The organism is Actinocorallia libanotica, from assembly GCF_039525175.1.
Classification (GTDB): Bacteria; Actinomycetota; Actinomycetes; order Streptosporangiales; family Streptosporangiaceae; genus Actinocorallia; species Actinocorallia libanotica.
Genome location: NZ_BAAAHH010000037.1, coordinates 16443 through 36965, shown reverse-complemented (window position 1 = coordinate 36965; position 20523 = coordinate 16443). Strand labels below are relative to the sequence as shown.

Below are 20523 nucleotides of genomic sequence, written 5' to 3'. Positions count from 1 at the left end.
GCGATCGGTGTGAAGAAAAGGATGTCCGTGACGCGTTCTGAAGGCACCGAACACAAGGCATCGGCGATGGCCGATGTGTTCGCCGCGGACGCCGTGGTCGGGCGGGATCTCGCCGCGGTGGACTGGGCGGCCACTCCGCTCGGCGCGCCGGACGGCTGGCCGCAGAGCCTGCGGACGGCGGTGAGCATCCTGCTGTCGTCCCGCTTCTCCATGTGGATGGCGTGGGGCCCGGAGCTGACGTTCTTCTGCAACGACGCCTACCGGCGGGACACCCTCGGCCAGAAGTACCCGTGGGCGCTGGGCCGGCCGGCGAACGAGGTGTGGGCGGAGATCTGGGACGACATCGGCCCCCGGATCCGGACCGTGCTGTCCACGGGCGAGGCGACCTGGGACGAGGGCCTGCTGCTGTTCCTCGAACGGTCGGGCTTTCCCGAGGAGTCCTACCACACGTTCTCCTACAGCCCCCTGCGCGACGAAGCCGAGGACGTCGTCGGCATGCTCTGCGTGGTCAGCGAGGACACCGAGCGGGTCATCGGCGAACGGCAGATGGCGACGCTGCGGGACCTGGGCTCCGACCTCAGCGTGGTACGCACCGAGCAGGAGATGCTCGCCTTCACCGGCCGTCAGCTCGACCGCAATCTGCGTGACTTCCCGTTCACCCTGACCTACCTGTTCCACGAGGACGGCTCCGCACGGCTCACGGCCTCGACCGGCATCGCCTCCGGCCACCGTGCCGTCCCGGAGACGCTGGCCGTGGACGACCCGAACGCGGTGTGGCCCGCGGTGGCGCTCGTCCGAGGCGAGTCGGTGCTGATGGAGCTCAAGGGCGGCGCGTACACCGGCCTGCCGGCGGGAGACTGGTCGGAGCCGCCGACGCACGCGCTGGTGCTGCCGCTGCTGCAGCAGGGCGACGCGCCGTACGGGTTCCTGGTCGCCGCGCTGAACCGCTACCGCCCCCTGGACGAGGGCTACCGCGGTTTCGCCGAGCTCGTCGCGGGCCACATCGCGGCGGGCGTGGCGAGCGCCCGCAGCTACCAGACCCAGCAGCGGAGGGCCGAGGAACTCGCCGAGCTGGACCGCGCCAAGACCACGTTCTTCTCCAACATCAGCCACGAGTTCCGCACCCCGCTCACCCTGATCCTGGGGCCGCTGGAAGAGCTGCTCGGCGGGATCGGCGAGAGGGACGAACGCGTCCGCGAGGAACTGGAGACCATCCACCGCAACGGGCTGCGGATGAGCAAGCTCGTCAACACCCTGCTGGACTTCTCCCGCATCGGAGCCGGTCGCATGCAGGCCCGCTACGAGCCCGTCGACCTGGCCGCCACCACGGCCGAGCTGGCCAGCGTGTTCCGCTCCGCCGTCGACAAGGCCGGGCTCGCGTTCGAAGTCGACTGCCCCCCGCTGGGCAGGCCCGTGCACGTCGACCGCGGCATGTGGGAGAAGATCGTCCTCAACCTGCTCAGCAACGCCCTGAAGTTCACCTTCGAGGGATCCATCCGGGTGGCGGTGCGCGCGGAGGACGACCACGCCGTGGTCACCGTCGCGGACACCGGCATCGGCGTGTCCGCCGAGGAGGTCCCCCGGCTGTTCGAGCGCTTCCACCGCATCGAGAGCGCCCGGTCCCGCTCCAACGAGGGCAGCGGCATCGGCCTGTCGCTGGTCCAGGAGCTCGTCGGCCTGCACGGCGGCGCCATCACCGCGCGGAGCGCCGAGAACGAGGGGACCGCCTTCACCATCCGGCTGCCCTACGGCACCGCCCACCTTCCGGCCGAGTCGCTGGTGGAGGCGAGCGGCCCGAACACCGTCTCCTCCACCGCCGACCCTTATGTGCAGGAGGCGCTGCGCTGGCTGCCGCACGAGCGGCCCGGACCGTTCTCCGTACCGGTCGAGGGACCGGTCGCGCCGTCGCAGGGCGCCGCCGTCTCGGCCCGGGTGCTGATCGCCGACGACAACGCCGACATGCGCGAGTACCTCTCCCGCCTCCTGACCGGCGCCGGGTACGCGATCGACGCGGTCAGCGACGGCCTGGAGGCGCTGGACGCCGTCCGCACGAACCCTCCCGACCTGGTCGTCAGCGACGTGATGATGCCCCATCTGGACGGCCTGTCGCTGGTCGCGGCGCTGCGCACCGACCCCCGGACGGCGTCCGTCCCGGTGCTGCTGCTCTCTGCCCGGGCCGGGCAGGAGGCCTCCATCGAGGGCCTGCAGGCCGGCGCCGACGACTACCTGGTCAAACCGTTCGCCGCCGCCGAACTCCTGGCGCGCGTCCGGGCGAACGTGGAGCTGGCGCGGCTGCGCAACCACCACGCGCGCTGGCGCACCGCGCTCGTGGACTCCATGCAGGAGGCGTTCTTCGTCTGCGACGAGGAGGGGGCGGTCATCGAGATCAACGCCGCCTTCACCGACATCCTCGGCTACGCCGCCGAGGACCTGCCCTACCGGCCGATCCACCCCTGGTGGCCGGACGCCGCCACCGACCCCCAGGCCCACCGGCAGGTCGAGGAGGTCTTCGCCGCCCTGCTCGACGACAGCCGGGGCAGCTACACCATCCCCGTCGTCCACCGCGACGGACACCGGTTGTGGGCCGGCATCACCTTCAACCAGATCCACGATCCGGACACCGGCCGCAAGGTGATCGTGGGCACCTTCCGCGACGTGACCGCCGAGCACTACGCCATCCAGCGCGAGAGCGCCCTGGCGGCGTTGAGCATGCGCCTGTCCCAGGCGACGAGCCTGGCCGAAGCGCTGTCCGGCGCTTTGGAGGAGCTCAGGGAACTCTGGCTCGCCAAGCGTGTGACGGCCGTCGTCTTCGGCGACGACGCGCCCTCGCTGACCGCCACGGAACCCGGCCTGTCCTGGGACGGCCTGACCGAGGAGCAGCGCGCCGCCCTGACCGCCCTGCGCGACCACCAGACGCTGGTCCCGGTCGCCGACCGCGCCACGGGCGCGGGCATCACCCTGGAGCATCCGCAGGGCCGGCTGGTCCTGTGGCTCGGCCTGGGCGACGGGCGGCCCTTCACCGACCAGGACCAGACCCTGCTGTCCCTGCTGGCCGGCCACCTCACCCAGGGGCTGGTCCGCGCCCACCAGATCGACCAGCAGCGCGAGACCGCGCTGGCACTGCAGCGGGCCATCCTCGGCCCCTCCAGCCTGCCCGAGGGCTTCGCCGTCCGCTACGAGCCCGCCGCCCGCCCCCTGGAGGTCGGCGGCGACTGGTACGACACCATCCCGCTGCCCGACGGGCGCATCGGCATCGTCGTCGGCGACTGCGTCGGCCGCGGGCTGGCCGCCGCCGCCGTCATGGGGCAGCTGCGCAGCGCCTGCCGCGCCCTCCTGCTGCAGGATCCCGGTCCCGCCCGGGTCCTCATGGCCCTCGACCACTTCGCCGCCACCGTCCCCGGCGCGCAGTGCACCACCGTCTTCTGCGCCGTCCTGGACCCCGGCACCGGCCACCTGGTCTACTCCAGCGCGGGACACCCGCCCGGCATCCTCGCCCACGCGGACGGCACCACCGAACACCTGGCGGGCGGCCGGTTCGTCCCGCTCGCGGTCAGACCGATCACCCAGCGGCCCCAGGCCGAGTGCACCGTCCCGCCCCGTTCCACGCTGCTGCTCTACACCGACGGGCTCGTCGAACGCCGCCGCCAGCCGCTGACCGCCGGGATCGACCTGGCCGGCGCGGCCGTCCAGGCCGGCCGGAACACCGCCGTCGACGACCTCGCCACCCAGGTCATGGCCCGCCTGGCCCCCGCCGGCGGCTACGACGACGACGTCGCCCTGCTGCTGTACCGCCATCCCGCCCCGCTGGAGATGTCCTTCCCCGCCGAGTCCGCCCAGCTCGCCTCCGTCCGCAAGGCGCTGCGCAACTGGCTCGCCCAGTGCCAGCTCCCCCCGCAGACCGTGCAGAACGTCCTGGTCGCCGCCGGTGAGGCGTGCGCCAACGCCATCGAGCACGGCCACCGCCACGCTCCCGGCGAGGTCGTGCAGCTCCGTGCCGAAGCACTCGTCGACAACCTGCACCTGACCATCGCCGACACCGGCCGCTGGCAGGAGCCCCGGCCCGAGACCAACACCCACCGCGGCCGCGGCGTGATCCTCATGCGCACGCTCATGCAGCAGGTCACCATCACCCCCGGTCCGACGGGCACCACCGTCGACATGTACACGAGGATCGCCTGATGACCACCCCGCTCACCCTCACCTCCAGTCATCGTTCCGACGGGACCACCCTCCTCACGGCCGTCGGTGAGATCGACATGAGCAACACCACCGCCCTCGCCGCCGCCCTCGACGACGCGCGCGGCAGGGTCGTCATCGATCTGACCGCCGTCGACTACCTCGACAGCGCCGGCCTCAGCGTGCTGTTCGACCACGCCGACCGCCTCGAACTCATCACCACTCCCCTTCTGGCCCCCGTCCTCACCCTCTCGGGGCTCGCCGACGTGGCCACCGTCCACGGCCTGGAGTAGTCGCCGCACGATGCGGGCCGTCCGCCGAGGGCTTTCGGATCGGCTCCCGCGGCCCTCGCATTCCGGGGTGATCCGGTCTACGGACCCCCTGAAGCAAAGGCGATGAGCACGCGGATTGTAAGGTGCGGGCATGGACGCCCACGCTGCTCTCAGCCCTAAAGAAGCCTTCGAGACGCTGCTGGCCGGCAACCGGCGTTTCGTCGCCGGCACCCCGGAGCACCCCAACCAGGACGCCGCACGCCGCTCCGAGGTGGCGCCCGCGCAGTCGCCCTTCGCGGTGCTGTTCGGATGCTCGGACTCCCGGCTGGCCGGGGAGATCATCTTCGACCGCGGGCTGGGCGACCTCTTCGTCGTCCGCACCGCCGGCCACGTCATGGGGCCCGAGGTGATCGGCACCATCGAGTACGCGGTGGAACTCCTGGACTGCCCCCTGGTGACCGTCCTCGGACATGACTCCTGCGGCGCGGTCGGCGCGACCCGCGCGGCCGTCCAGGACGGCGCCACCACCAAAGGCTACGTCCGCGACGTGATCGAGCGGGTCACCCCCAGCGTGCTGGCCGCCCAGGCCGCCGGATGCACCGAGGACACGGACTTCATCGCCGCACACGTACGCCACACCGTGGACCTGCTGCTCGACCGTTCGAAGGTCGTCGCCGAGGCCGTGGCGGCCGGTCGTCTCGCGGTCGTCGGCATGACGTACCGGCTGACCGACGGCACCACCCACCTCGTCACCGCGCACGGCGTCGAGGCGTCTCCTGTCGCAGTCGCCTGACCTCCCGCACGGGGATGACGGCGGCGCCGGTTTCACCGAACGGATCGCCTTGTTCTTGCGGAGCCCTCGCACCGGTCCGGTGCGAGGGCGGATCCCGGCGTCATGGCTGGCTCAGCGGCAGACGCAGGACGAGGCGGGCTCCGGAGTGGTGGTCGGTGCGGTCGGCGGCGTGCAGGGTGCCGCCGTGCATCTGGGCGATCTGGCGGGAGATGGCCAGGCCCAGGCCGGTTCCGCCCGGGTCGCTGCGGCGGGCGTCGCTGCGGCGGTAGAAGCGGCGGAAGACCGCTTCCTTGTCGGCGTCGGGGATGCCGGAGCCGTCATCGATGACTTCCAGGACCGCTTGGCCGCCCTGGGCGCTGACGATCGCCTCCAGGTGGGAGTGGGCGTGGCGCTCGGCGTTGGCCAGCAGGTTGGCCACCAGGCGTGCCAGGCGCAGCGGGGATCCGTCGACGATGACACCCGGGTCCAGGTGGGTGGTGACGGCGTTCTTGGGGGAAAGGCGCAGCAGTTCACCCGCCACCAGGCGCGAAAGGTTGACCGGCTCGGTCTCGGTGGGCGCACCGGACTCCAGGCGTGCCATTTCCAGCAGGTCGCCGACGATGTCGCCGAGCCGTTCGGCGTCGTGCAAGGCGTCCTGCAGAACCTGGCGGGGGTCGGCTTCGGGATCGTCCAGGGCGTCCTGCAGCCGTAGCAGCAGGCCGGTGAGCGGCCCGCGCAGATCATGAGAGGCGTCGGCCAGCGCCTCACGCTGCTGCCGCACCGCCTTGCGCAGCCCCTCGGCGGTCTGCCGCTCCTGGACATTGGCGTGGCGCAGTCGCTGATTGATCTCGCACAACTGGCCGGCCTGAGCGAGCAAATGGGCCTCGACGGCTTCCGCGTACGGCATGCGCGGCTCCGCGAGAGCGGGCGGGGATTCCTCCTGGCGCAGGTGGCGAAGGACGGCCGTCACCTCCTGGGGCTGGAGGAAGATCCCGATCACCTCGCCCTTCTCGTCCCGCAGCGGGGCGGTGGTGACGTTCCAGTAGTGCTCCTCGAACTCCCCCGGCCTACCGGGAACCTCGATGTCGTAGCGGTGCACCGGCAGCAGGTCGACCTCACCCGTGGCCAGCACCCGCTCCAGCGAGTACCGCACCGCCTGCGCCTCCTCACCCGAAGGCCCGCCGGGAAACACCTCGAACACATCACGGCCGATCACCTCTTGGCGTGAGTGACCCAGCATCTCCTCATAAGCCCGGTTGACCGCGAGAAAGATCATTTCGGGCGATACCAGCGCCACCGGCACCGGCTCGGCGTCGAACAACACCGCCGGATCGATCTCCGCCATCTCCGCTCCCCCCGCCCCCGCCGACTCGGCGGCCCCCAGACGAGTGATCCCCCGGACCGCCGAGGGGCGCCCCGAAACGGGAAAGTGATGACCTTGCCAAAACTTCCCTTATCGGTACAACCGGCCATGACCTTGGCCGATTCCACCCGTCGGCTTCCCCCAGCGCCTTTGCCCTGCTCTGAGCTGCTTCGGGCAGAGTTCTGGGAAACAGCCCCGTCTCTCAGTCCGGGGCGTCCGCTCCCCAATCCCACAGGGCCTGGAGGACCGGGCCGAGTCGGCGTCCACGGGCGGTGAGCGTGTAGCGCACTCGCGGCGGCCAGCCCGGACGGCGATCACGATGGACGACGCCGGCCTCGCCGAGCTGCGCCAGCCGATCGGAGAGCACCTTGTCCGACAAGGCGGGCAGGGCCGCACGCAGTTCGCTGTAGGAGCGGTCACCGCGCAGCAGTTCGCGGACCACCAGTGTCGTCCAGCGGCCCTGCAGGGCCGCCAGCGTGATCTCCACCGGGCAGGCGGAAGTGGGAGCCGCGACGGTCGCGTGCGGGTCGTCGGGCAGCCCGGGCGGGTGACCAACCGTTCGGTGAGTCACGAGAGCGCCTCCTAACGTGTAGAGCGCTTGGATTCTCCCGGTTTGAAAGGACGTGTGTCGATCATGCGAGAACTGGCCGAACGGCCCGATGAGGTGCCCGCGGTGTTCGCCGAACGGTTCAACAGCGGCGACGCCACTGCGCTGGCACAGGTCTATGAGGAGGCGGCGGTACTGGTCGCACAGCCGGGAACGCCGGTGACCGGCCCGGACCTCCATGCCGCCAACAGCCGCCTGCAGCGGCTCGGAATCCCCATCTCGGTCCGTCCGCGCCACGTCTACCGCAACGCGGACCTGGCACTGCTGATCGTGGACTGGACCATCGAGGGCACCGATCCCGACGGTCGGGCCGTGCACATCGAGGGCACCGCCACCGACGTCGCCCGGCGGGGGCCGGACGGCCGCTGGCGGTACGTCATCGACAACCCTTTCGGCCTCCGCCCACAGCCGCTCGCCGTCGAGGACCCCGCGGAGCCAACGCCCCGAGAGAGCGCACCCGTGCTCACTCCTCGAACTCGCTCAGCAGCTCCCACGCACGGAGGAACGCCCTCCCCGCCTTGATCAACCGACCACGTCTCCTCAACGCGAGCCCCAGGTTGTTCAGCGCCCCGCCCTCGTGGTACCGGTCGCCGGCCTCCTGGAAGATGGCGGCGGCCTGCCGGTAGGCGTCGATCGCTTCGGAAGACCGCCCCACCTCCACCAGTACGAGCCCCAGATTGTTCAGGGCTCCACCCTCGCCATAGCGGTCGCCGATCTCCCGGTAGATGGCGGCGGCCTGCCGGTAGGCGTCGATCGCTTCGGAGAACTGCCGCACCTCTACCAGTACGAGCCCCAGGTTGTTCAGCGCCATGCCCTCACCGGGCCGGTCACCGATCTCCTGGCAGATCTGCACATCCTGCTGGTGGGCTTCGATCGCCTCCGCGAACCGCCGCAGCTCCCGCAGAACGAGCCCCAGGTTGTTCAGCGCCGTGCCCTCACCGGGTCGGTCGCCGGCCTCCCGGCAGATCTGCACATCCTGCTGGTGGGCTTCGATCGCCTCCGCGAACCGCCGCACCTCCCGCAGGGAGCTCCCCAAGTTGTTCAGTGCAGCGGCTTTGGAGGGCAGGTCGCCGAAGTGCTCGGCTTGCTGGAGGGAGACGGTGGTGAGGGTGATCCGCTGGTTGAAGTGGCGTCTCCAGGCGAGGTAGTCGGCCAGGGTGAGGGGGAGGTCGCGGGCGAATTCGCGGTGGTGGTCGTCGGCGGGGGGCGCGGTGATGGCGGCGGCGAGATTGTCGAGTTCGGCGTCCAGCCAGGCCAGGGCACTGCCGCGGTCGGGGAAGGCAGCGGATGCCGGATCACCGTCGGCGCTCCGCCTGAGATGGGCGGCGGCCAGCTCCGCGGTGGTCTGGTAGTGGTCCAGGAGCCGTGTGTGGGCGCTGCCGCGGTCGGTGTCGGGCAGGTGGCGGGCGTACAGGCGCAGCAGGTCGTGCATCCGCCACCGCTGCTCGCCGCCCGGCGGCGTGGGGGCGGGTTCGACGAGATGGGCGCCGGCCAGGCCTTCCAGTATGCGGCGTGTGGTGGTGGGGTCCAGGTCGGCCAGGGCGGCAGCCGCGGTGGTGGAGATGTCGGAGCCGTGGCCGACCGGCAGCAGCGCGAACAGTCGTTGCCGGTCGGCGGGCAGGCGCTGGTAGGACAGGTCGAACATCGTGTGCAGAGTGCCGCGGTGGTCGCGCAGCTCACTCAACCGCTCTCCCGTGGGCCGCAGGATGTCGGCGAGGCCGGCCGCGCTCTGATGCGGGTTCCCGGCCAGCAGGGCGGCGGCGATCTGCAGCGCCAGCGGCAGCCCTGCGCACAGGCCGGCCAGCTCCCGTGCGGCGTCAGGCTCATCGGCCAGGCGGGTGTCGTCGGGCAGGCGGGTGTGCAGGGCGTTGGCCAGCAGTGCCACCGCTTCGGCCTCGGGGAGGGCGTCCAGATCGATCAGGCGGGCGTCCAGTCCGGCCAGCCGCTCTCTGCTGGTCACCACCGCCCGGCACGCGCCGTGTCCCGGCAGCAGCGCCAACGCCTGCCCGGCTTCTGCGACGTTGGCGATGAACACCAGCACCGGACGGCCCGAGCTCGCGTAGCCCTCCAGCACCGACCGGTACAACACCAGCCGCTCGCCCGGGTCCGCCGGGATGTGCTCACCCGGCACCGCCATTGCCCGCAAGAACCCCGCCACCGCCGCATCGACGTCCAGCGCGCGCTCAGGGTCGTAGCCGAACATGTCCACGAACAGCACACCGCCGGGAAACCAGCCGCGCTCCAGCGCCGTCCGCGCCGCGCGCACCGCCAAGGCCGTCTTGCCGACCCCGCCCATCCCGCCCACCGCCGACACCAGCACCGCACCGCTGTCGGCCGCGGCGGTGTCCGCGTGCGGGGCCAGCACCTCCAACAGTGCCCGCAGATCCTCCTCCCGGCCGGTGAACGACGACTTCACCGCGGGCAGGCCCGCCATCGCCGCCGACAGCTGCACGGGCAACCGCACCGTGACATGCTCGCCCTGAACGATCACTCCGAGGTTGAACGTCCCGGCGACCGTGTTGGAGACCTCCCCCACCCCGGATCAGCCCTGCCCGGCAGCGCCGTCGGCGGGCCCGTCCTCCCGCACCGGAGGCTCGGCGGCAGGAGCGGTCCCAGGCGGCGGGTTCACCGTCCGGCCTTGAATGATCGTGCCGCTGTTGGTGGTACCGGAGATCGTGTTCGTCACCGAACCCTGCGCCAGGCCCTGCGCCGGGCCCTGCCCGCCCGGCCCCGCCTCCCGGCGCCCGCGGATCTCACCGGCCACCGCCAGCCCCACACCGGCCACCGTCAGGAACATCGACACCACCCCCGCGACCCAGCCCGCCTTCTCCCACCCCAGCGTCGCCAGATACACCGCCAACCCGACGATCGCCGCGCCCACGACGATCCCACCCGCCCATTTCAACCCATTCGGCTTCATCTTCACATGATCTCGCCCCAACAAGATCACAGGCGGCGGCCGAAGGAAACCCGCGGAGAACACTCGCGGCCCCGCGGGCGGGCAGGATCATCGTTTGACCGCGCCCGGCCGTCCGGGAAGTTCGCCACCAGGGTGATCCGAAGGCGGAAAACCTCGTCCATGGGATGTCGAGAACCCGCACTCGGCTCCGTCCCCACGGATACACACGGCCACGATGGGCCGTACCCCACCGAGGAGGACACGATGGCCAAGTACCTGCTGCTCAAGCACTACCGGGGCGCTCCGGCGTCGGTCAACGACGTGCCGATGGACCGGTGGACGCCGGAGGAGGTCTCGGCCCACATGCAGTACATGCGGGACTTCGCCGCGCGGCTCGAGGAGACCGGCGAGTTCGTCGACAGCCGGGCGCTCTCCCCGGAAGGCGTGTTCGTCCGCCATGACGGGCAGGGGCGGCCGCCGGTCACCGACGGCCCGTTCGCGGAGACCAAGGACCTGATCGCCGGCTGGATGGTGATCGACGTCGAGTCCTACGAGCGGGCGCTCGAGCTGGCCGGCGAGCTCTCCGCCGCTCCGGGCGCGGATGGGAGGCCGGTCCAGGAGTGGCTGGAGCTGCGGCCGCTCCTGACCGATCCCCCGTCCACCACGGAGTGACGCACGAGGGACCAGGCCCGGGTCGAGGCCGTGCGGGTGCGGCCGGACGGCGCGCCGCAGGCCCCCGGGCGGTCACCGTGGCCTGACGCAAGTACCTCGACACGTCCTGCTCGACCCCGCTCTCCCCCGCCGTCGCCAGGGAGCGACGCCGAGGGAGAACCGGCCCGTCGAGACCGCGTAGAGTCCCCCCTTTACGGAACAGGGAGGCATCCGATGATCAAACGCCTTCTGGCCTGGTTGGGGACGTTCCTCGGGATCGTCGTCGGACTCACCATGATCCTGGCGGCCCTCTCCGACGACGCCGGAGCGTCCGCGTGGGCGCGGTTCGGGCAGGGCGCCATCGGCTGCTTCCTGGTGTGGGTCCTGGGCGGCGCCCTGCTGAGGTCCTTGAGGAGGCGCGTCCGCCGTACGTGAGCACCGGCCCGCACCCCGTCTCGGCGCCATCGCCGAGACGGCCCCGTCCGTCCGGCTCCGCAGCTGGTCCGAGGACGGGGACCTAGCGCTTCACGGTCAGTTTCAGCAGCTTGGGCAGGGGCTTGTTCTTCTTGGGGGTGCAGGTCATCGCCACGGACGAGCCGAGCGCCGTCGCGGTGATCTTGATCGCGCCCGTGGTCAGCGTGACCTTCCCCGCCTTCTTCAACCGCAGCTTGCCGGTCAGCTTCCCGATCGGGATCTTGGCCTTGGCCTTGACCGGGCCGGTCTTCTTCGGCCCCGACGCGCTGACGGAGGTCTTCTGGGCGCCCGACGCGACGAACTTGCCGGTGGTCTTCCACGAGTCGACGGCGACCGGCGACACCCCGGGCAGCGCCGAGAAGTCCGCGGTGATCTTCACGGTGTCGCCCACGGAGCGCTTGGCCGGGCCCTTCATGGTGACCTTGGCGTTGTAGTCGAAATTGGTGGAGAAGATGCGGCAGCCATAGGCCACGGTCCCGGTACCGGCCGAGGCGGGGGCGCTGCCGAACCCCACGGTGGCCAGCATGATCGCGGTGGCGCCGAGGGTGAGGCCGCGCAGTGCCCCGCGGCCCTTCGTCTTCATCGGGCTGGTCGACATGAACCGCTCCTTCTGTCGCGTGCGGATCACGGCGACCCGCACGGAAGCACGCCGCGGCTCCTCGAGCGCGCCCACCGGTCCGCATGCGGCCGAGCGCGCCCCCGGCGTTTCGGTAGAGGAAACACGGTTTCGCAACGTGTGACTAGAAGACCCTTTCGCGCACTCCGATGTCAAGACATGACCGAACGTTTCCTTCTTCGGCACGCCGCCGTGCCGGGATCCGCCCACTCCGCCCCGACCCTCACCGGCTCCTCGTCCGGTCCAGGAAACAGGCCTCAGACGTGCGGCCGCTGATCGTCCAGTCGACGTGCGACATGCGCGAGGACGGCCGCGGCGTCGGAGATCTGCCCGGGGGCGAGGTCGCCGGTGAGGCCTTCCAGCAGTTCGCAGCGGGCCTGGTGGAGGCCATGGACCGCCTGGCTGCCGGTCTCGGTGATGGCGATGAGGTGGACGCGGCCGTCGGAGGGATCGCGCCGCCGTGCGATGAGGCCGGAACCCTCCAGCGCCTTGAGGCGGGGCGTGATGGAGGAGATGTCCACGCCGAGGCACGCGGCGATCTGGGAGACGCGCAGGGTCCCCCGGGCGTGCAGGTGCTCCAGCAACGACCAGGAGGCCGGCGGGAGGTCGTGGCCGCAGCGGAGGGCGACGTCGCCCTCGCGTTCTTCGAGCAGGCGGATCACCGTGCTCAGGCTCTGCTCGAAGACCTGCAGGGGCGAGGTGGACGCGGCCATGCCAGAAGCATAGGCCCCTCGGATCAGAAAGTTGGTTTGGACAAACCAAATACTTCCTCCTAGGGTCTGTTCGACACGACGTGGTCGGTGGTTGCCGCCGGCCCTGCGCAGGGGTGGTCGGATGCGGTTGTCGGTGGTGGACCTGGGCCTGGTGGCACCGGGAGGCGACGAGAAGCAGGCGCTGGCCGACTCGGTGCGGTTCGCCGCGCACGTCGAGCGGCTCGGATTCCACCGGATCTGGTTCGCCGAACACCACGCCAACGCGATGGGCGCCTCGCACCATCCCGAACTGCTGATCGCTGCCGTGGGAGCACGGACCAGCCGTATCCGGGTGGGCTCGGGCGCGGTGCTGATGAACCACTACAGCCCGTTCAAGGTCGCGGAGATGTTCAAGCAGCTCGAGGCGATGTTCCCGGGCCGGGTCGACCTCGGCATGGGGCGCGCCACCGCCGGGCCGGTGATCGACCTGGCCCTCCAGCGGGACCGGGAGAATCCCGCGCACGCCGACCACCTCCAGCAGGTCGCCGAGACCGTGCTGTGGCTGCACGGCGGCTTCCCCGACGACCATCCTTTCGCCGGGCCCCGGCTCATGGCGAGCGTCCCCGAGGTCCCGCAGACCTGGCTGCTGGGCTCCAGCCCCGGCGGCTCCGACCTGGCGGCCGGGCTCGGCATCGGCTACACCTTCGCCGGATTCATCAACCCGCAGAGCGCGGCACCGGCGCTGCGCGCCTACCGCGAGCGGTTCCGGCCGCGGGGGTTCGGCCTGAGCGGGCCGAGGGCGATCCTCGGCGTCAACGTCACCGTCGCGGAGACCGAGCACGAGGCCGAGCGCCTGGTGGGTTCGGCCAAGGCCTACTACGCCCGGCTGCGGCGCGGACGGTTCGACACCCTCGTCCCCTCGGCCGACGAGGCGGCCCGCGAGCTCACCCCGTCCGAGCGGGACGAGCCGACGTCCATCGCCGCAGGCCGCTGGCCCCGCTTCATCGCCGGCGACCCCGACCAGGTCCGCGCCACCCTCGAACGCATGGCCGCGGAGAGCGGCGCCGACGAGATCATGATCCAGAACATGATCGCCGAGCCGGCCGACCGGCACCGCTCACACGAGCTCCTCGCCACCGCCTTCGGCCTCCGGACGGCCGGACCCTGACGGCCCGAAGACCGCCCCTCCACATCGCCACCGAAGAACCCGCACGGAAAGAGAAAAATGACCACCACCGTGAACCAGGTCATGACCTCCTACTACGACGCCTACAACAGCGAGGACCCGGACCGGCTCGCGGCCGTGCTCGACGACTCCGTCATCCTGCGTTCGGCCGCGGGGACCGGTCAGGGCCTGCCCGGCTACCTCGACACCTACCGAACGATGATCACCACGTTCGTCGACCGGATGACGCCCCAGCGCATCGAGGCGGACGGCGACACCGCCACCGTCTCCATCGTCAACACCCTGACGGCACGCGCAGATGTTCCAGACTTCATGGGCATGAAGCTCAAGGCAGGAGAGACCCTGACCCTGAACCTGCGAGGCCGCTACAAGGTGCGCGACGGACGGATCTCCGAGATCGACATCGAACTCGCCTGACGCCCGGGACCGGGAAGCCGAAGGTGGTGAGTTCCGCGACCGCATCGACTCCCTGTGCCGCTGAGCACCCGGCGGTGAAAGGACCGGCGCTGCTGCGATCGGGGGCGGTCGTGCACCTGCCGACCACCGCTCATCGAGGAGGGTCGGGACCCGTCCTCGATGAGCGGCGTCTTGGCCGGCGCCGTCTGCTGGCGTGCTGACGGCGAGGCCGGCGGCGGCTAACCCATCAGATGCCGGGTGAAGAAGCGGGCCGCGGCGTCCCCCTCGAACTGCGGGACGCCCGTGTGGCCGCCCAGGTTGGCGTGCAGCGTCTTCTCCTCGGAGCCGAAGGCGTCGAACAGGTCCAGGGCCATCTGCCGGTCGTTGCCCTCGTCGTCCCACTGCAGCAGGACCAGCAGCGGGATGGTGACCTGCCGGGCCTCCTCGAAGATGACGCGGGGCACGAAGCTCCCGGCGAACAGGACGGCGGCCGAGATGCGCGGCTCGACCGCCGCCAGCCGGGTGCCGATGGAGATCACTCCCCCCGAGTATCCGACCGGGCCGCCGATCTCGGGCAGCGAGAGGAGGGCGTCCAGGGCGGCCCGCCATTCCGGGACCGCCTTCTCGACCAGCGGGAGGACGAGCCGGTCGATGAGCTCCTCGCCGACCGGCTCGCCGGCCTCCAGCGCCCGGCGCAGGTCGGCGCGGGCCTGGTCGGTGACGGCCGACCGGGGCCGGTCGCCGCTCCCGGGGAGCTCTAGGGTGGCCGCGGCGAAGCCCTGCTCCGCGGTGTGCCGGGCCCGCCCCGCCAGCCGGGGGTACATCCTGTCCAGCCCGCCGGGGTGACCGACCAGGATCAGCGGCACCGGTGCGGAGGCGGAGGCGGAATCGGGCGTCCACAGGATGCCGGGGACCTCGCCGAGGGTGAATCCGCGTTCGAGGACGCCGTTGTCGAGGCGCCGCTCGGAAGTGAAACGCATGGTCGTGCCTTTCGGGAGTGCTCTTGAATGGCGCTCCCGGACGACCTATCGCCCGACCGTGGCCCCGGAAGGGAGCACCCATGTCGATACTGCGTTCACGGGTACCACCTCCTCGTTCTCTTGCACGGCCTCCGGCAAGGTAGCAGTAGCCGCCATGATCCGCCAACGGGTTTTACGGATGCTCCTGCGCGAACCCGGTACCGACAGCCCTTCACCGGAAAACCGGTTGTCTTCCGATCATGCGGCCGAGTAGCTTCGAGGCATGTACTTCCAGACCCTGACCTACGGCTGATGCCGACGGGGCGCAGGCGCCCCGTGTTCCGGCGCGTCCCGCGGCGTGTGTTCACCGCCGCTTCCGGGTGACGCGCCGGTTCTCCGCGTCCTTGTTCTCTGTGGATCTGTGAAGTGGGTTCCTCATGTCTTCTCGCCGTGCGCATATCGCGATGATCGGCATCCCCGCGGTCAGCCATGTGCTGCCGAGCCTGGAGGTCATCCGCGAACTGGTGGCCCGCGGCCACCGGGTGACCTACGCCAACGGCCCGGCCGCCGCCGACCTGGTGGCCTCCACCGGGGCGGAGCTCGTCCCCTACACCTCGACGCTGCCGGTCGCCGACAACGACTGGCCGGAGGACCCCATCGCCGCGATGGGCGTCTTCCTCGACGACGCGATGCGGATGCTGCCGCAGTTGCAGACCTTCTACGACGACGATCCGGCCGATGTGTACCTGTACGACATCGGCGCGTACGCGGCGCGGGCGCTGGCCGAGTCCCAGGGCCGCCCGTACGTGCAGCTGTCCCCGGCGATCGTGGCCTGGGAAGGCTACGAGGAGGAGGTGGCAGCGCCGATGCTGGCGCTGCCGGGCGCGGTCGCCTACCAGGAGAAGTTCGCGCGGTGGCTGGCCGGTTGCGGTGCCCTCACCACCGACCCGGCCGCCTTCTCCGGCCGTCCCGCGCGATCGGTGGCGCTGATCCCCGGCGCCATGCAGCCGAACCTGGAGAAGGTCGACACCGACGTGGTGACCTTCACGGGCCCCTGCCTGGGCGGACGCGCCGAACAGGAAGGCTGGAAGCGTCCGGACGGAGCCGAGAAGGTCCTGCTGGTCTCGCTGGGGTCGGCCTACACGCGGCAGCCGGAGTTCTACCGCAACTGCCTGGCCGCCTACGGGAACCTGCCGGGCTGGCACATGGTGCTGCAGATCGGCAAGTACCTCGACCCCGCCGAGCTGGGCGCGATCCCGCCGAACGTCGAAGTGCGCGCCTGGGTGCCGCAGCCCGCGATCCTGCGGCAGGCCGACGCGTTCATCACGCACGCGGGGATGGGCGGCTGCAGCGAAGGCCTGCTCGCCGGCACCCCGATGATCGCGGTCCCGCAGGCCGTCGACCAGTTCATGAACGCCGACCGCCTGGTGGAACTGGGCGTGGCCCGACGGATCGACACCGCTGATGCCACGGCCGAGGCCCTGCGCACGGCCCTGCTGGAACTGACGTCGGACCCGGCGGTGGCACGCCGTGCGGCAGAGCTGCGCGCCCGGACGCGTACCGAAGGCGGCGCGACGCGCGCCGCCGAGGTGATCGAGTCCCAGCTGCCCTGACCCCCCGCCGTGCGCTGCCGGTCGCTGCGACCGGCAGCGCACGGCACATCGGCACGAGGGCTTTCCTTGACTCCGTCCCGTAAGGGCAAAGGCTCCACCACCTTGGGAGTTTTTACCGATAAGCGAGGAATTGCCATTGGGAGGGGAGGCGAATCATGCCGGAGGACGAGCCGACAGGCGATCACCCATCCGGCGTTGAACCCGACCTCCCTGCGGCGATCGCGGTCATGCCGCCGGTGCGAGCCCCCCGCATCCGGAAGGCGGTGCGATCATGAGCCGGATCCTGGTGACCGGTTCCACGGACGGTCTTGGACGCGCCGCGGCCGTCTCACTCATGTCGGCCGGTCATGACGTGGTGGTGCACGCCCGCAACCGGGAGCGCGCTGCGGGCCTCGAACCACTCGTCGAGCGTGGAGCGCGTATCGTCGTGGGGGACTTCACCGAGCGTGACGCCGTACGGCGCATCGCCGCCGAGCTGAACGGCGCCGAGCCGCTGGACGCGGTCGTTCACAACGCCGGTGTGTGGAGCGGACCGGCGGTCATGCCGGTCAACATCGTCGCACCGTACCTCCTCACCGCCCTGCTCCACGAACCACGCCGACTCGTGTACCTCAGCAGCAGCTCGCATTTCAACGGGCGCCCCTCGCTCGCCGGGATCGATTGGCGGGGAGAGAGCGCGGGCTCCTACGCCGACAGCAAGCTGTTCGTCACGACACTCGCCGCGGCAGTGGCCCGCCTCCGCCCTGGGACGGTCAGCAACGCCGTGGATCCGGGCTGGGTCCCGACCAAGATGGGCGGACCAGGCGCGCCGGACGATCTCGAACTCGGCCACCGGACCCAGGAATGGCTCGTCACGAGCGACGAACCCCAGGCCCTGACCAGCGGCGGATACTGGTACCACCGCCAACGGCGACAGCCTCACCCCGCCGTCAACGACGAGGAGTTCCAGGAACTCCTCGTGCAGACCCTGGCCGAAGAGACCGGCACCGCGCTCTGAGCGGCTCCGACGGGGAATCAGACGTCTGCCTCGAGGGCGAAGGTATTGCCGTCCGGGTCCTGGAACCACGCGATACGTCCACCGCCTGCCCGAGGAGTGATCCCCTTGGCGTCGTGTTCGAACTGGTCGTAGCGGATGAACTCGACGCCGGACGAGACGAGCTCGTCAACGATCTGATCGATGTCGTCGACGTACCACGTCGCCAATGTCGCCGGAGTCTTCCCGGCGGTGACCGACTGGTACACGTGCAGCGCCGGTCCGCCACCAGAACCGTAGACGCGGCTGCCGTCGGCGATGTCGGCGCTGGGGCCGGACTCCAGCACCTCCAAGCCCAGCTTGCCTTCGTAGAACGCGATCGCCTCCTGTATGTCGGACACGGCGATCGAAGTTCTGAGTGGATACGTACTCAAGGGCATGAAACCACTCTCTCACGATGAGTGATGAGACGACTTCACCGCCCGGGAAGGGCGTCTCTTCGAAGGCGCTGACGCGTCTGCGAAATCACCCGCACTCGGCATTGAACCCGCCGCCCTGCGCCGGCACCGCGGTCCCTCCGTCTGGAGATCCTCTTCCGTCGGGGACGGCTCCCAGGTCGTTTGGTTTACCCGGGATCGCGGCTTCGTCCCACATCGGCCAGCCCCGCAGTTCCTCCTCTGAGCCGATACTCGAGGGTTCTACGGTGGCGGGGCGGTGTCACCGAGCAGGGAGAAGACGGTGTCCTTCGAGTACGTGCGTCCCAGAACGTCCCCGGCTGACGAAGATGTGGTCGAGCAGGCCATGGCGGTGTGGGACCGGCTCACACCATCCGAACAGCGCGAGGTGTTCGTGACGGTGATGCAGGCGGTGGCCGCATACGGTCGTACGAAGGATATTGACCGTCTCGTGAAGCTCACGGAGAGTATTGACGGGATGGTTCACCTGGAACGACAGCCCGGGTTCACCGAGGCTCGCCGCGCGCCGACGCGGGGCCTGGGCAGGCCGGGCGACGGGGTGTACGTCGACGAGTTGATCCGGAGGCTCCGGGAGTAGCAGGTGGACAGGCTACGGCTCACAACAACCGGTGAGAGGGACGTGGCCGAGTGGATGCAGACGGCCAGCCGCGCGGACCGTGAACGGATGGCGGAGTTTCTGGAGACACTGCAGGACGGGACATGGCAGAGCCGTTGGTGGTATGCGAAGTTCCCCCCGGAGCCGGACGCGTTCGACGTTCGCCCCGACGATGGCTTGTACGTGTACATCCGCTTGAGGGCGGATGAGGAACACGAGGACATGTGCGTGGAGTTCATAAAAATCTACCGCGATAACAGCATGAAATAATCACACGCGGTTGATTTTGCCCCAGCCCGGCGACAGAACTCTTCGATGCGATCGAAGATGCAAAAACACCCTCGTCGCGTGGACATTTGCGTCGATATTCTCGGCCGGACGAGTGGGGACCCCCCTGGCCGGGACCACGGCTTACGACGAGAACACGCTGCCGTTGATCTCCCATCAGCCTCGAATGGGGAAGCCCATAGCTCCCGCTGGTGACACTGGATCCACAAGTCGTCATCGACAGGGAAGGCCATGAACTCACCGACCATTCGAGGCCTCACGCGATTCGCGAGGCGCCCGCAGGTCGCCTTCGGCGGTGTTTACGGCACGATCCTCGCCAGCACGATGGTCGCCGCACTGACCCAGTACCCGCCGCCGGTGCAGGAGGACCGCCTCTACGACGCGACATGGCTGATGATCACCGTCGTCGCCGCGGCGATCGCGCACGGCTACTCCCACATCCTCGCCGACCGAGGAGAGGAGGGGCATCCCCGCGGCTACGGCGCCTTCACACGAACCCTTCTGGACGAATGGCCGATGGTCGTGTTCGCGCTTCCCACGGCACTGCTGCTCTTCGGCGCGGGCGTCGGCTGGTGGGAGTCCCAGGGAATCGAGTACGTCGCCTTCGTCACCAACATCGTCCTTCTCTTCGCCTGGGGCCTGCTCACCAACTGGAGTGCCGGACGAGGTCCGCGCTCCGCCTTGCTCACCGCCACCGCCGACGCGTTCCTCGGCGTGCTCGTCGTCATCCTCAACGCACTCGTCAAGTAGTCCCGGACGCCGATCTACCGAGCTGGTGGCACATCGGGTTCGAAGTTCGTCCGCAGGGCGCCCTGCCTGTATCCGCTGAGTGTCCGCGCGCTCAGCGGCGTTCGGGCCAGGGCCAGGTGAGGGTGATGGGTTCGCCGACGGGAAGGGAGTGCCAGCGGTCGGCGAGGGGAACGAGTTCGTCCACGCAGGCGGCGAGCTCTGCTTCGGTGACGGCCGCCGCGGCAAGCGTCGCGAGGACGTGTTCGGGGGCCGGGCGTTTGCTGTGGTGCGTGGTCCAGGCGATGAGGGCGGCTTGTGCGAGTTGCTCGGAGCGGCCGATGTCGCGGCCCGAGTGGGTGTCGCGGCGGGCTCCGCGTTTGCGGTCGCGTTGGAGGGAACGGCGCTTGCCGGGCTGTTCGACGGTCCGAAAGAGGCCGGTGCCGCCGGTGGCGAGCTGGCCGTAGACACCGTCCTTCAGGCCCCAGTGGCACTCGACCATGAAGTGCACCAGGTCGTGCGGGAGGTGGTCGTGGTAGCCGGGCGCGGGCTCCATCACCAGCGGCGCCGCCAGTTCACGAGTGACGCCCACCCGGTAACGCCGCTCGCCGGTACGAGTGAAATCGACCTTCATCCTTCGACGCTAGGCACCGCGCTCCGGCCCGGCAAATCCTTTTCGGTCGGCGGTTCCCGGGGCGGGACGATGGCGGACCCGGTGGACCGCCTCGCCCTGCCCCGGTATCCCCGGACCGGGTATCCGCCCGCCATGGAGAGCGCGTCGGGTCAGCC

At 70.3% G+C, this 20523-nt stretch carries 22 protein-coding genes; 13 read left to right on the top strand and 9 right to left on the bottom strand.

From position 1 onward, the window contains the following. Positions 1-27: 27 nt before the first annotated feature. From ABD140_RS32370 to ABD140_RS32360, 3 genes are all read left to right on the top strand, one after another. Entirely contained in the window at positions 28-4179 is a 4152-nt protein-coding gene (locus ABD140_RS32370) for a SpoIIE family protein phosphatase (protein ID WP_344245346.1), read from the top strand. Further along, positions 4179-4469 (top strand): STAS domain-containing protein, encoded by a 291-nt coding sequence (locus ABD140_RS32365; protein ID WP_344245344.1) that lies wholly within the window; start codon positions 4179-4181, stop codon positions 4467-4469. Before ABD140_RS32370 ends, ABD140_RS32365 begins: the two co-directional genes overlap by 1 nt. A 130-nt stretch (positions 4470-4599) precedes the next feature. After that, the gene (locus ABD140_RS32360) at positions 4600-5241 is read left to right on the top strand and encodes a carbonic anhydrase (RefSeq protein WP_344245342.1); all 642 of its coding nucleotides are present in this window, start codon (positions 4600-4602) and stop codon (positions 5239-5241) included. 100 nt (positions 5242-5341) lie between these two features. On the opposite strand, the gene ABD140_RS32355 is transcribed toward ABD140_RS32360, so the two are convergent. Then, the gene (locus tag ABD140_RS32355) at positions 5342-6565 is read right to left on the bottom strand and encodes a sensor histidine kinase (RefSeq protein WP_344245340.1); all 1224 of its coding nucleotides are present in this window, start codon (positions 6563-6565) and stop codon (positions 5342-5344) included. A 220-nt stretch (positions 6566-6785) separates the two neighbouring features. Further along, positions 6786-7154 carry a winged helix-turn-helix transcriptional regulator gene (locus tag ABD140_RS32350; RefSeq protein ID WP_344245338.1) on the bottom strand — a complete coding sequence of 123 codons (369 nt, stop codon included), beginning with the start codon at positions 7152-7154 and terminating at the stop codon, positions 6786-6788. A 63-nt stretch (positions 7155-7217) separates the two neighbouring features. Between ABD140_RS32350 and ABD140_RS32345 the strand changes: the two genes are divergently transcribed. Then, on the top strand, positions 7218-7712 hold the full coding sequence (locus ABD140_RS32345) for a YybH family protein (protein ID WP_344245336.1): 495 nt from the start codon (positions 7218-7220) through the stop codon (positions 7710-7712). Here the strand turns inward: ABD140_RS32345 and ABD140_RS32340 are convergent. Together ABD140_RS32340 and ABD140_RS32335 are read right to left on the bottom strand one after the other, a co-directional pair. Continuing rightward, a complete protein-coding gene (locus ABD140_RS32340) occupies positions 7654-9726 on the bottom strand; it encodes a tetratricopeptide repeat protein (protein WP_344245334.1) in 2073 nt (690 codons plus the stop codon). The genes ABD140_RS32345 and ABD140_RS32340 overlap by 59 nt on opposite strands. Positions 9727-9732: 6 nt before the next feature. Further along, on the bottom strand, positions 9733-10110 hold the full coding sequence (locus ABD140_RS32335) for a hypothetical protein (RefSeq protein ID WP_344245332.1): 378 nt from the start codon (positions 10108-10110) through the stop codon (positions 9733-9735). A gap of 243 nt (positions 10111-10353) precedes the next feature. Between ABD140_RS32335 and ABD140_RS32330 the strand changes: the two genes are divergently transcribed. Both ABD140_RS32330 and ABD140_RS32325 read left to right on the top strand, forming a co-directional pair. Further along, positions 10354-10761 carry a YciI family protein gene (locus ABD140_RS32330; protein ID WP_344245330.1) on the top strand — a complete coding sequence of 136 codons (408 nt, stop codon included), beginning with the start codon at positions 10354-10356 and terminating at the stop codon, positions 10759-10761. Between the two features lie 213 nt (positions 10762-10974). Continuing rightward, positions 10975-11175, top strand: a complete 201-nt coding sequence (locus ABD140_RS32325; RefSeq protein WP_344245328.1) for a hypothetical protein — start codon at positions 10975-10977, stop codon at positions 11173-11175. An 82-nt stretch (positions 11176-11257) separates the two neighbouring features. Here ABD140_RS32325 and ABD140_RS32320 read toward each other — a convergent pair whose 3' ends face one another. Next, on the bottom strand, positions 11258-11812 hold the full coding sequence (locus tag ABD140_RS32320) for a hypothetical protein (protein ID WP_344245327.1): 555 nt from the start codon (positions 11810-11812) through the stop codon (positions 11258-11260). A 275-nt stretch (positions 11813-12087) separates the two neighbouring features. After that, a complete protein-coding gene (locus ABD140_RS32315) occupies positions 12088-12543 on the bottom strand; it encodes a MarR family winged helix-turn-helix transcriptional regulator (protein ID WP_344245325.1) in 456 nt (151 codons plus the stop codon). Positions 12544-12664: 121 nt separating this feature from the next. Here ABD140_RS32315 and ABD140_RS32310 point away from each other — a divergent pair, with 121 nt between their 5' ends. Together ABD140_RS32310 and ABD140_RS32305 are read left to right on the top strand one after the other, a co-directional pair. Continuing rightward, positions 12665-13690 carry an LLM class flavin-dependent oxidoreductase gene (locus ABD140_RS32310; protein WP_344245323.1) on the top strand — a complete coding sequence of 342 codons (1026 nt, stop codon included), beginning with the start codon at positions 12665-12667 and terminating at the stop codon, positions 13688-13690. 57 nt (positions 13691-13747) lie between these two features. After that, positions 13748-14125: a nuclear transport factor 2 family protein gene (locus ABD140_RS32305; RefSeq protein ID WP_344245321.1), complete on the top strand. Its 378-nt coding sequence runs from the start codon at positions 13748-13750 to the stop codon at positions 14123-14125. Positions 14126-14343: 218 nt separating this feature from the next. Here the strand turns inward: ABD140_RS32305 and ABD140_RS32300 are convergent, their stop codons facing one another. Further along, a complete protein-coding gene (locus ABD140_RS32300) occupies positions 14344-15084 on the bottom strand; it encodes a dienelactone hydrolase family protein (RefSeq protein WP_344245319.1) in 741 nt (246 codons plus the stop codon). 416 nt (positions 15085-15500) lie between these two features. Between ABD140_RS32300 and ABD140_RS32295 the strand changes: the two genes are divergently transcribed. After that, positions 15501-16676 carry a macrolide family glycosyltransferase gene (locus tag ABD140_RS32295; RefSeq protein ID WP_344245317.1) on the top strand — a complete coding sequence of 392 codons (1176 nt, stop codon included), beginning with the start codon at positions 15501-15503 and terminating at the stop codon, positions 16674-16676. A gap of 271 nt (positions 16677-16947) precedes the next feature. Then, a complete protein-coding gene (locus ABD140_RS32290) occupies positions 16948-17673 on the top strand; it encodes an SDR family NAD(P)-dependent oxidoreductase (RefSeq protein ID WP_344245315.1) in 726 nt (241 codons plus the stop codon). A gap of 17 nt (positions 17674-17690) precedes the next feature. On the opposite strand, the gene ABD140_RS32285 is transcribed toward ABD140_RS32290, so the two are convergent. Continuing rightward, positions 17691-18050 (bottom strand): VOC family protein, encoded by a 360-nt coding sequence (locus ABD140_RS32285; RefSeq protein WP_344245313.1) that lies wholly within the window; start codon positions 18048-18050, stop codon positions 17691-17693. Positions 18051-18387: 337 nt separating this feature from the next. Here ABD140_RS32285 and ABD140_RS32280 point away from each other — a divergent pair, with 337 nt between their 5' ends. From ABD140_RS32280 to ABD140_RS32270, 3 genes are all read left to right on the top strand, one after another. Further along, positions 18388-18702 carry a hypothetical protein gene (locus ABD140_RS32280; RefSeq protein ID WP_344245311.1) on the top strand — a complete coding sequence of 105 codons (315 nt, stop codon included), beginning with the start codon at positions 18388-18390 and terminating at the stop codon, positions 18700-18702. 3 nt (positions 18703-18705) lie between these two features. Further along, on the top strand, positions 18706-18990 hold the full coding sequence (locus ABD140_RS32275) for a hypothetical protein (protein WP_344245309.1): 285 nt from the start codon (positions 18706-18708) through the stop codon (positions 18988-18990). A gap of 249 nt (positions 18991-19239) precedes the next feature. After that, the gene (locus ABD140_RS32270; RefSeq protein ID WP_344245307.1) at positions 19240-19758 is read left to right on the top strand and encodes a hypothetical protein; all 519 of its coding nucleotides are present in this window, start codon (positions 19240-19242) and stop codon (positions 19756-19758) included. Positions 19759-19849: 91 nt separating this feature from the next. Here the strand turns inward: ABD140_RS32270 and ABD140_RS32265 are convergent, their stop codons facing one another. Continuing rightward, positions 19850-20368: a hypothetical protein gene (locus ABD140_RS32265; protein WP_344245305.1), complete on the bottom strand. Its 519-nt coding sequence runs from the start codon at positions 20366-20368 to the stop codon at positions 19850-19852. Positions 20369-20523: the final 155 nt, after the last annotated feature.

What these genes read in the sequence shown, in the direction of transcription:
- ABD140_RS32365 (WP_344245344.1), top strand. Translation starts at nt 4,179, where the DNA reads ATGACCACCCCGCTCACCCTCACCTCCAGTCATCGTTCCGACGGGACC.
- ABD140_RS32360 (WP_344245342.1), top strand. Translation starts at nt 4,600, where the DNA reads ATGGACGCCCACGCTGCTCTCAGCCCTAAAGAAGCCTTCGAGACGCTG.
- ABD140_RS32355 (WP_344245340.1), bottom strand. Translation starts at nt 6,565, where the DNA reads ATGGCGGAGATCGATCCGGCGGTGTTGTTCGACGCCGAGCCGGTGCCG.
- ABD140_RS32345 (WP_344245336.1), top strand. Translation starts at nt 7,218, where the DNA reads ATGCGAGAACTGGCCGAACGGCCCGATGAGGTGCCCGCGGTGTTCGCC.
- ABD140_RS32335 (WP_344245332.1), bottom strand. Translation starts at nt 10,110, where the DNA reads ATGAAGCCGAATGGGTTGAAATGGGCGGGTGGGATCGTCGTGGGCGCG.
- ABD140_RS32330 (WP_344245330.1), top strand. Translation starts at nt 10,354, where the DNA reads ATGGCCAAGTACCTGCTGCTCAAGCACTACCGGGGCGCTCCGGCGTCG.
- ABD140_RS32325 (WP_344245328.1), top strand. Translation starts at nt 10,975, where the DNA reads ATGATCAAACGCCTTCTGGCCTGGTTGGGGACGTTCCTCGGGATCGTC.
- ABD140_RS32320 (WP_344245327.1), bottom strand. Translation starts at nt 11,812, where the DNA reads ATGTCGACCAGCCCGATGAAGACGAAGGGCCGCGGGGCACTGCGCGGC.
- ABD140_RS32315 (WP_344245325.1), bottom strand. Translation starts at nt 12,543, where the DNA reads ATGGCCGCGTCCACCTCGCCCCTGCAGGTCTTCGAGCAGAGCCTGAGC.
- ABD140_RS32310 (WP_344245323.1), top strand. Translation starts at nt 12,665, where the DNA reads ATGCGGTTGTCGGTGGTGGACCTGGGCCTGGTGGCACCGGGAGGCGAC.
- ABD140_RS32305 (WP_344245321.1), top strand. Translation starts at nt 13,748, where the DNA reads ATGACCACCACCGTGAACCAGGTCATGACCTCCTACTACGACGCCTAC.
- ABD140_RS32300 (WP_344245319.1), bottom strand. Translation starts at nt 15,084, where the DNA reads ATGCGTTTCACTTCCGAGCGGCGCCTCGACAACGGCGTCCTCGAACGC.
- ABD140_RS32295 (WP_344245317.1), top strand. Translation starts at nt 15,501, where the DNA reads ATGTCTTCTCGCCGTGCGCATATCGCGATGATCGGCATCCCCGCGGTC.
- ABD140_RS32290 (WP_344245315.1), top strand. Translation starts at nt 16,948, where the DNA reads ATGAGCCGGATCCTGGTGACCGGTTCCACGGACGGTCTTGGACGCGCC.
- ABD140_RS32270 (WP_344245307.1), top strand. Translation starts at nt 19,240, where the DNA reads ATGAACTCACCGACCATTCGAGGCCTCACGCGATTCGCGAGGCGCCCG.
- ABD140_RS32265 (WP_344245305.1), bottom strand. Translation starts at nt 20,368, where the DNA reads ATGAAGGTCGATTTCACTCGTACCGGCGAGCGGCGTTACCGGGTGGGC.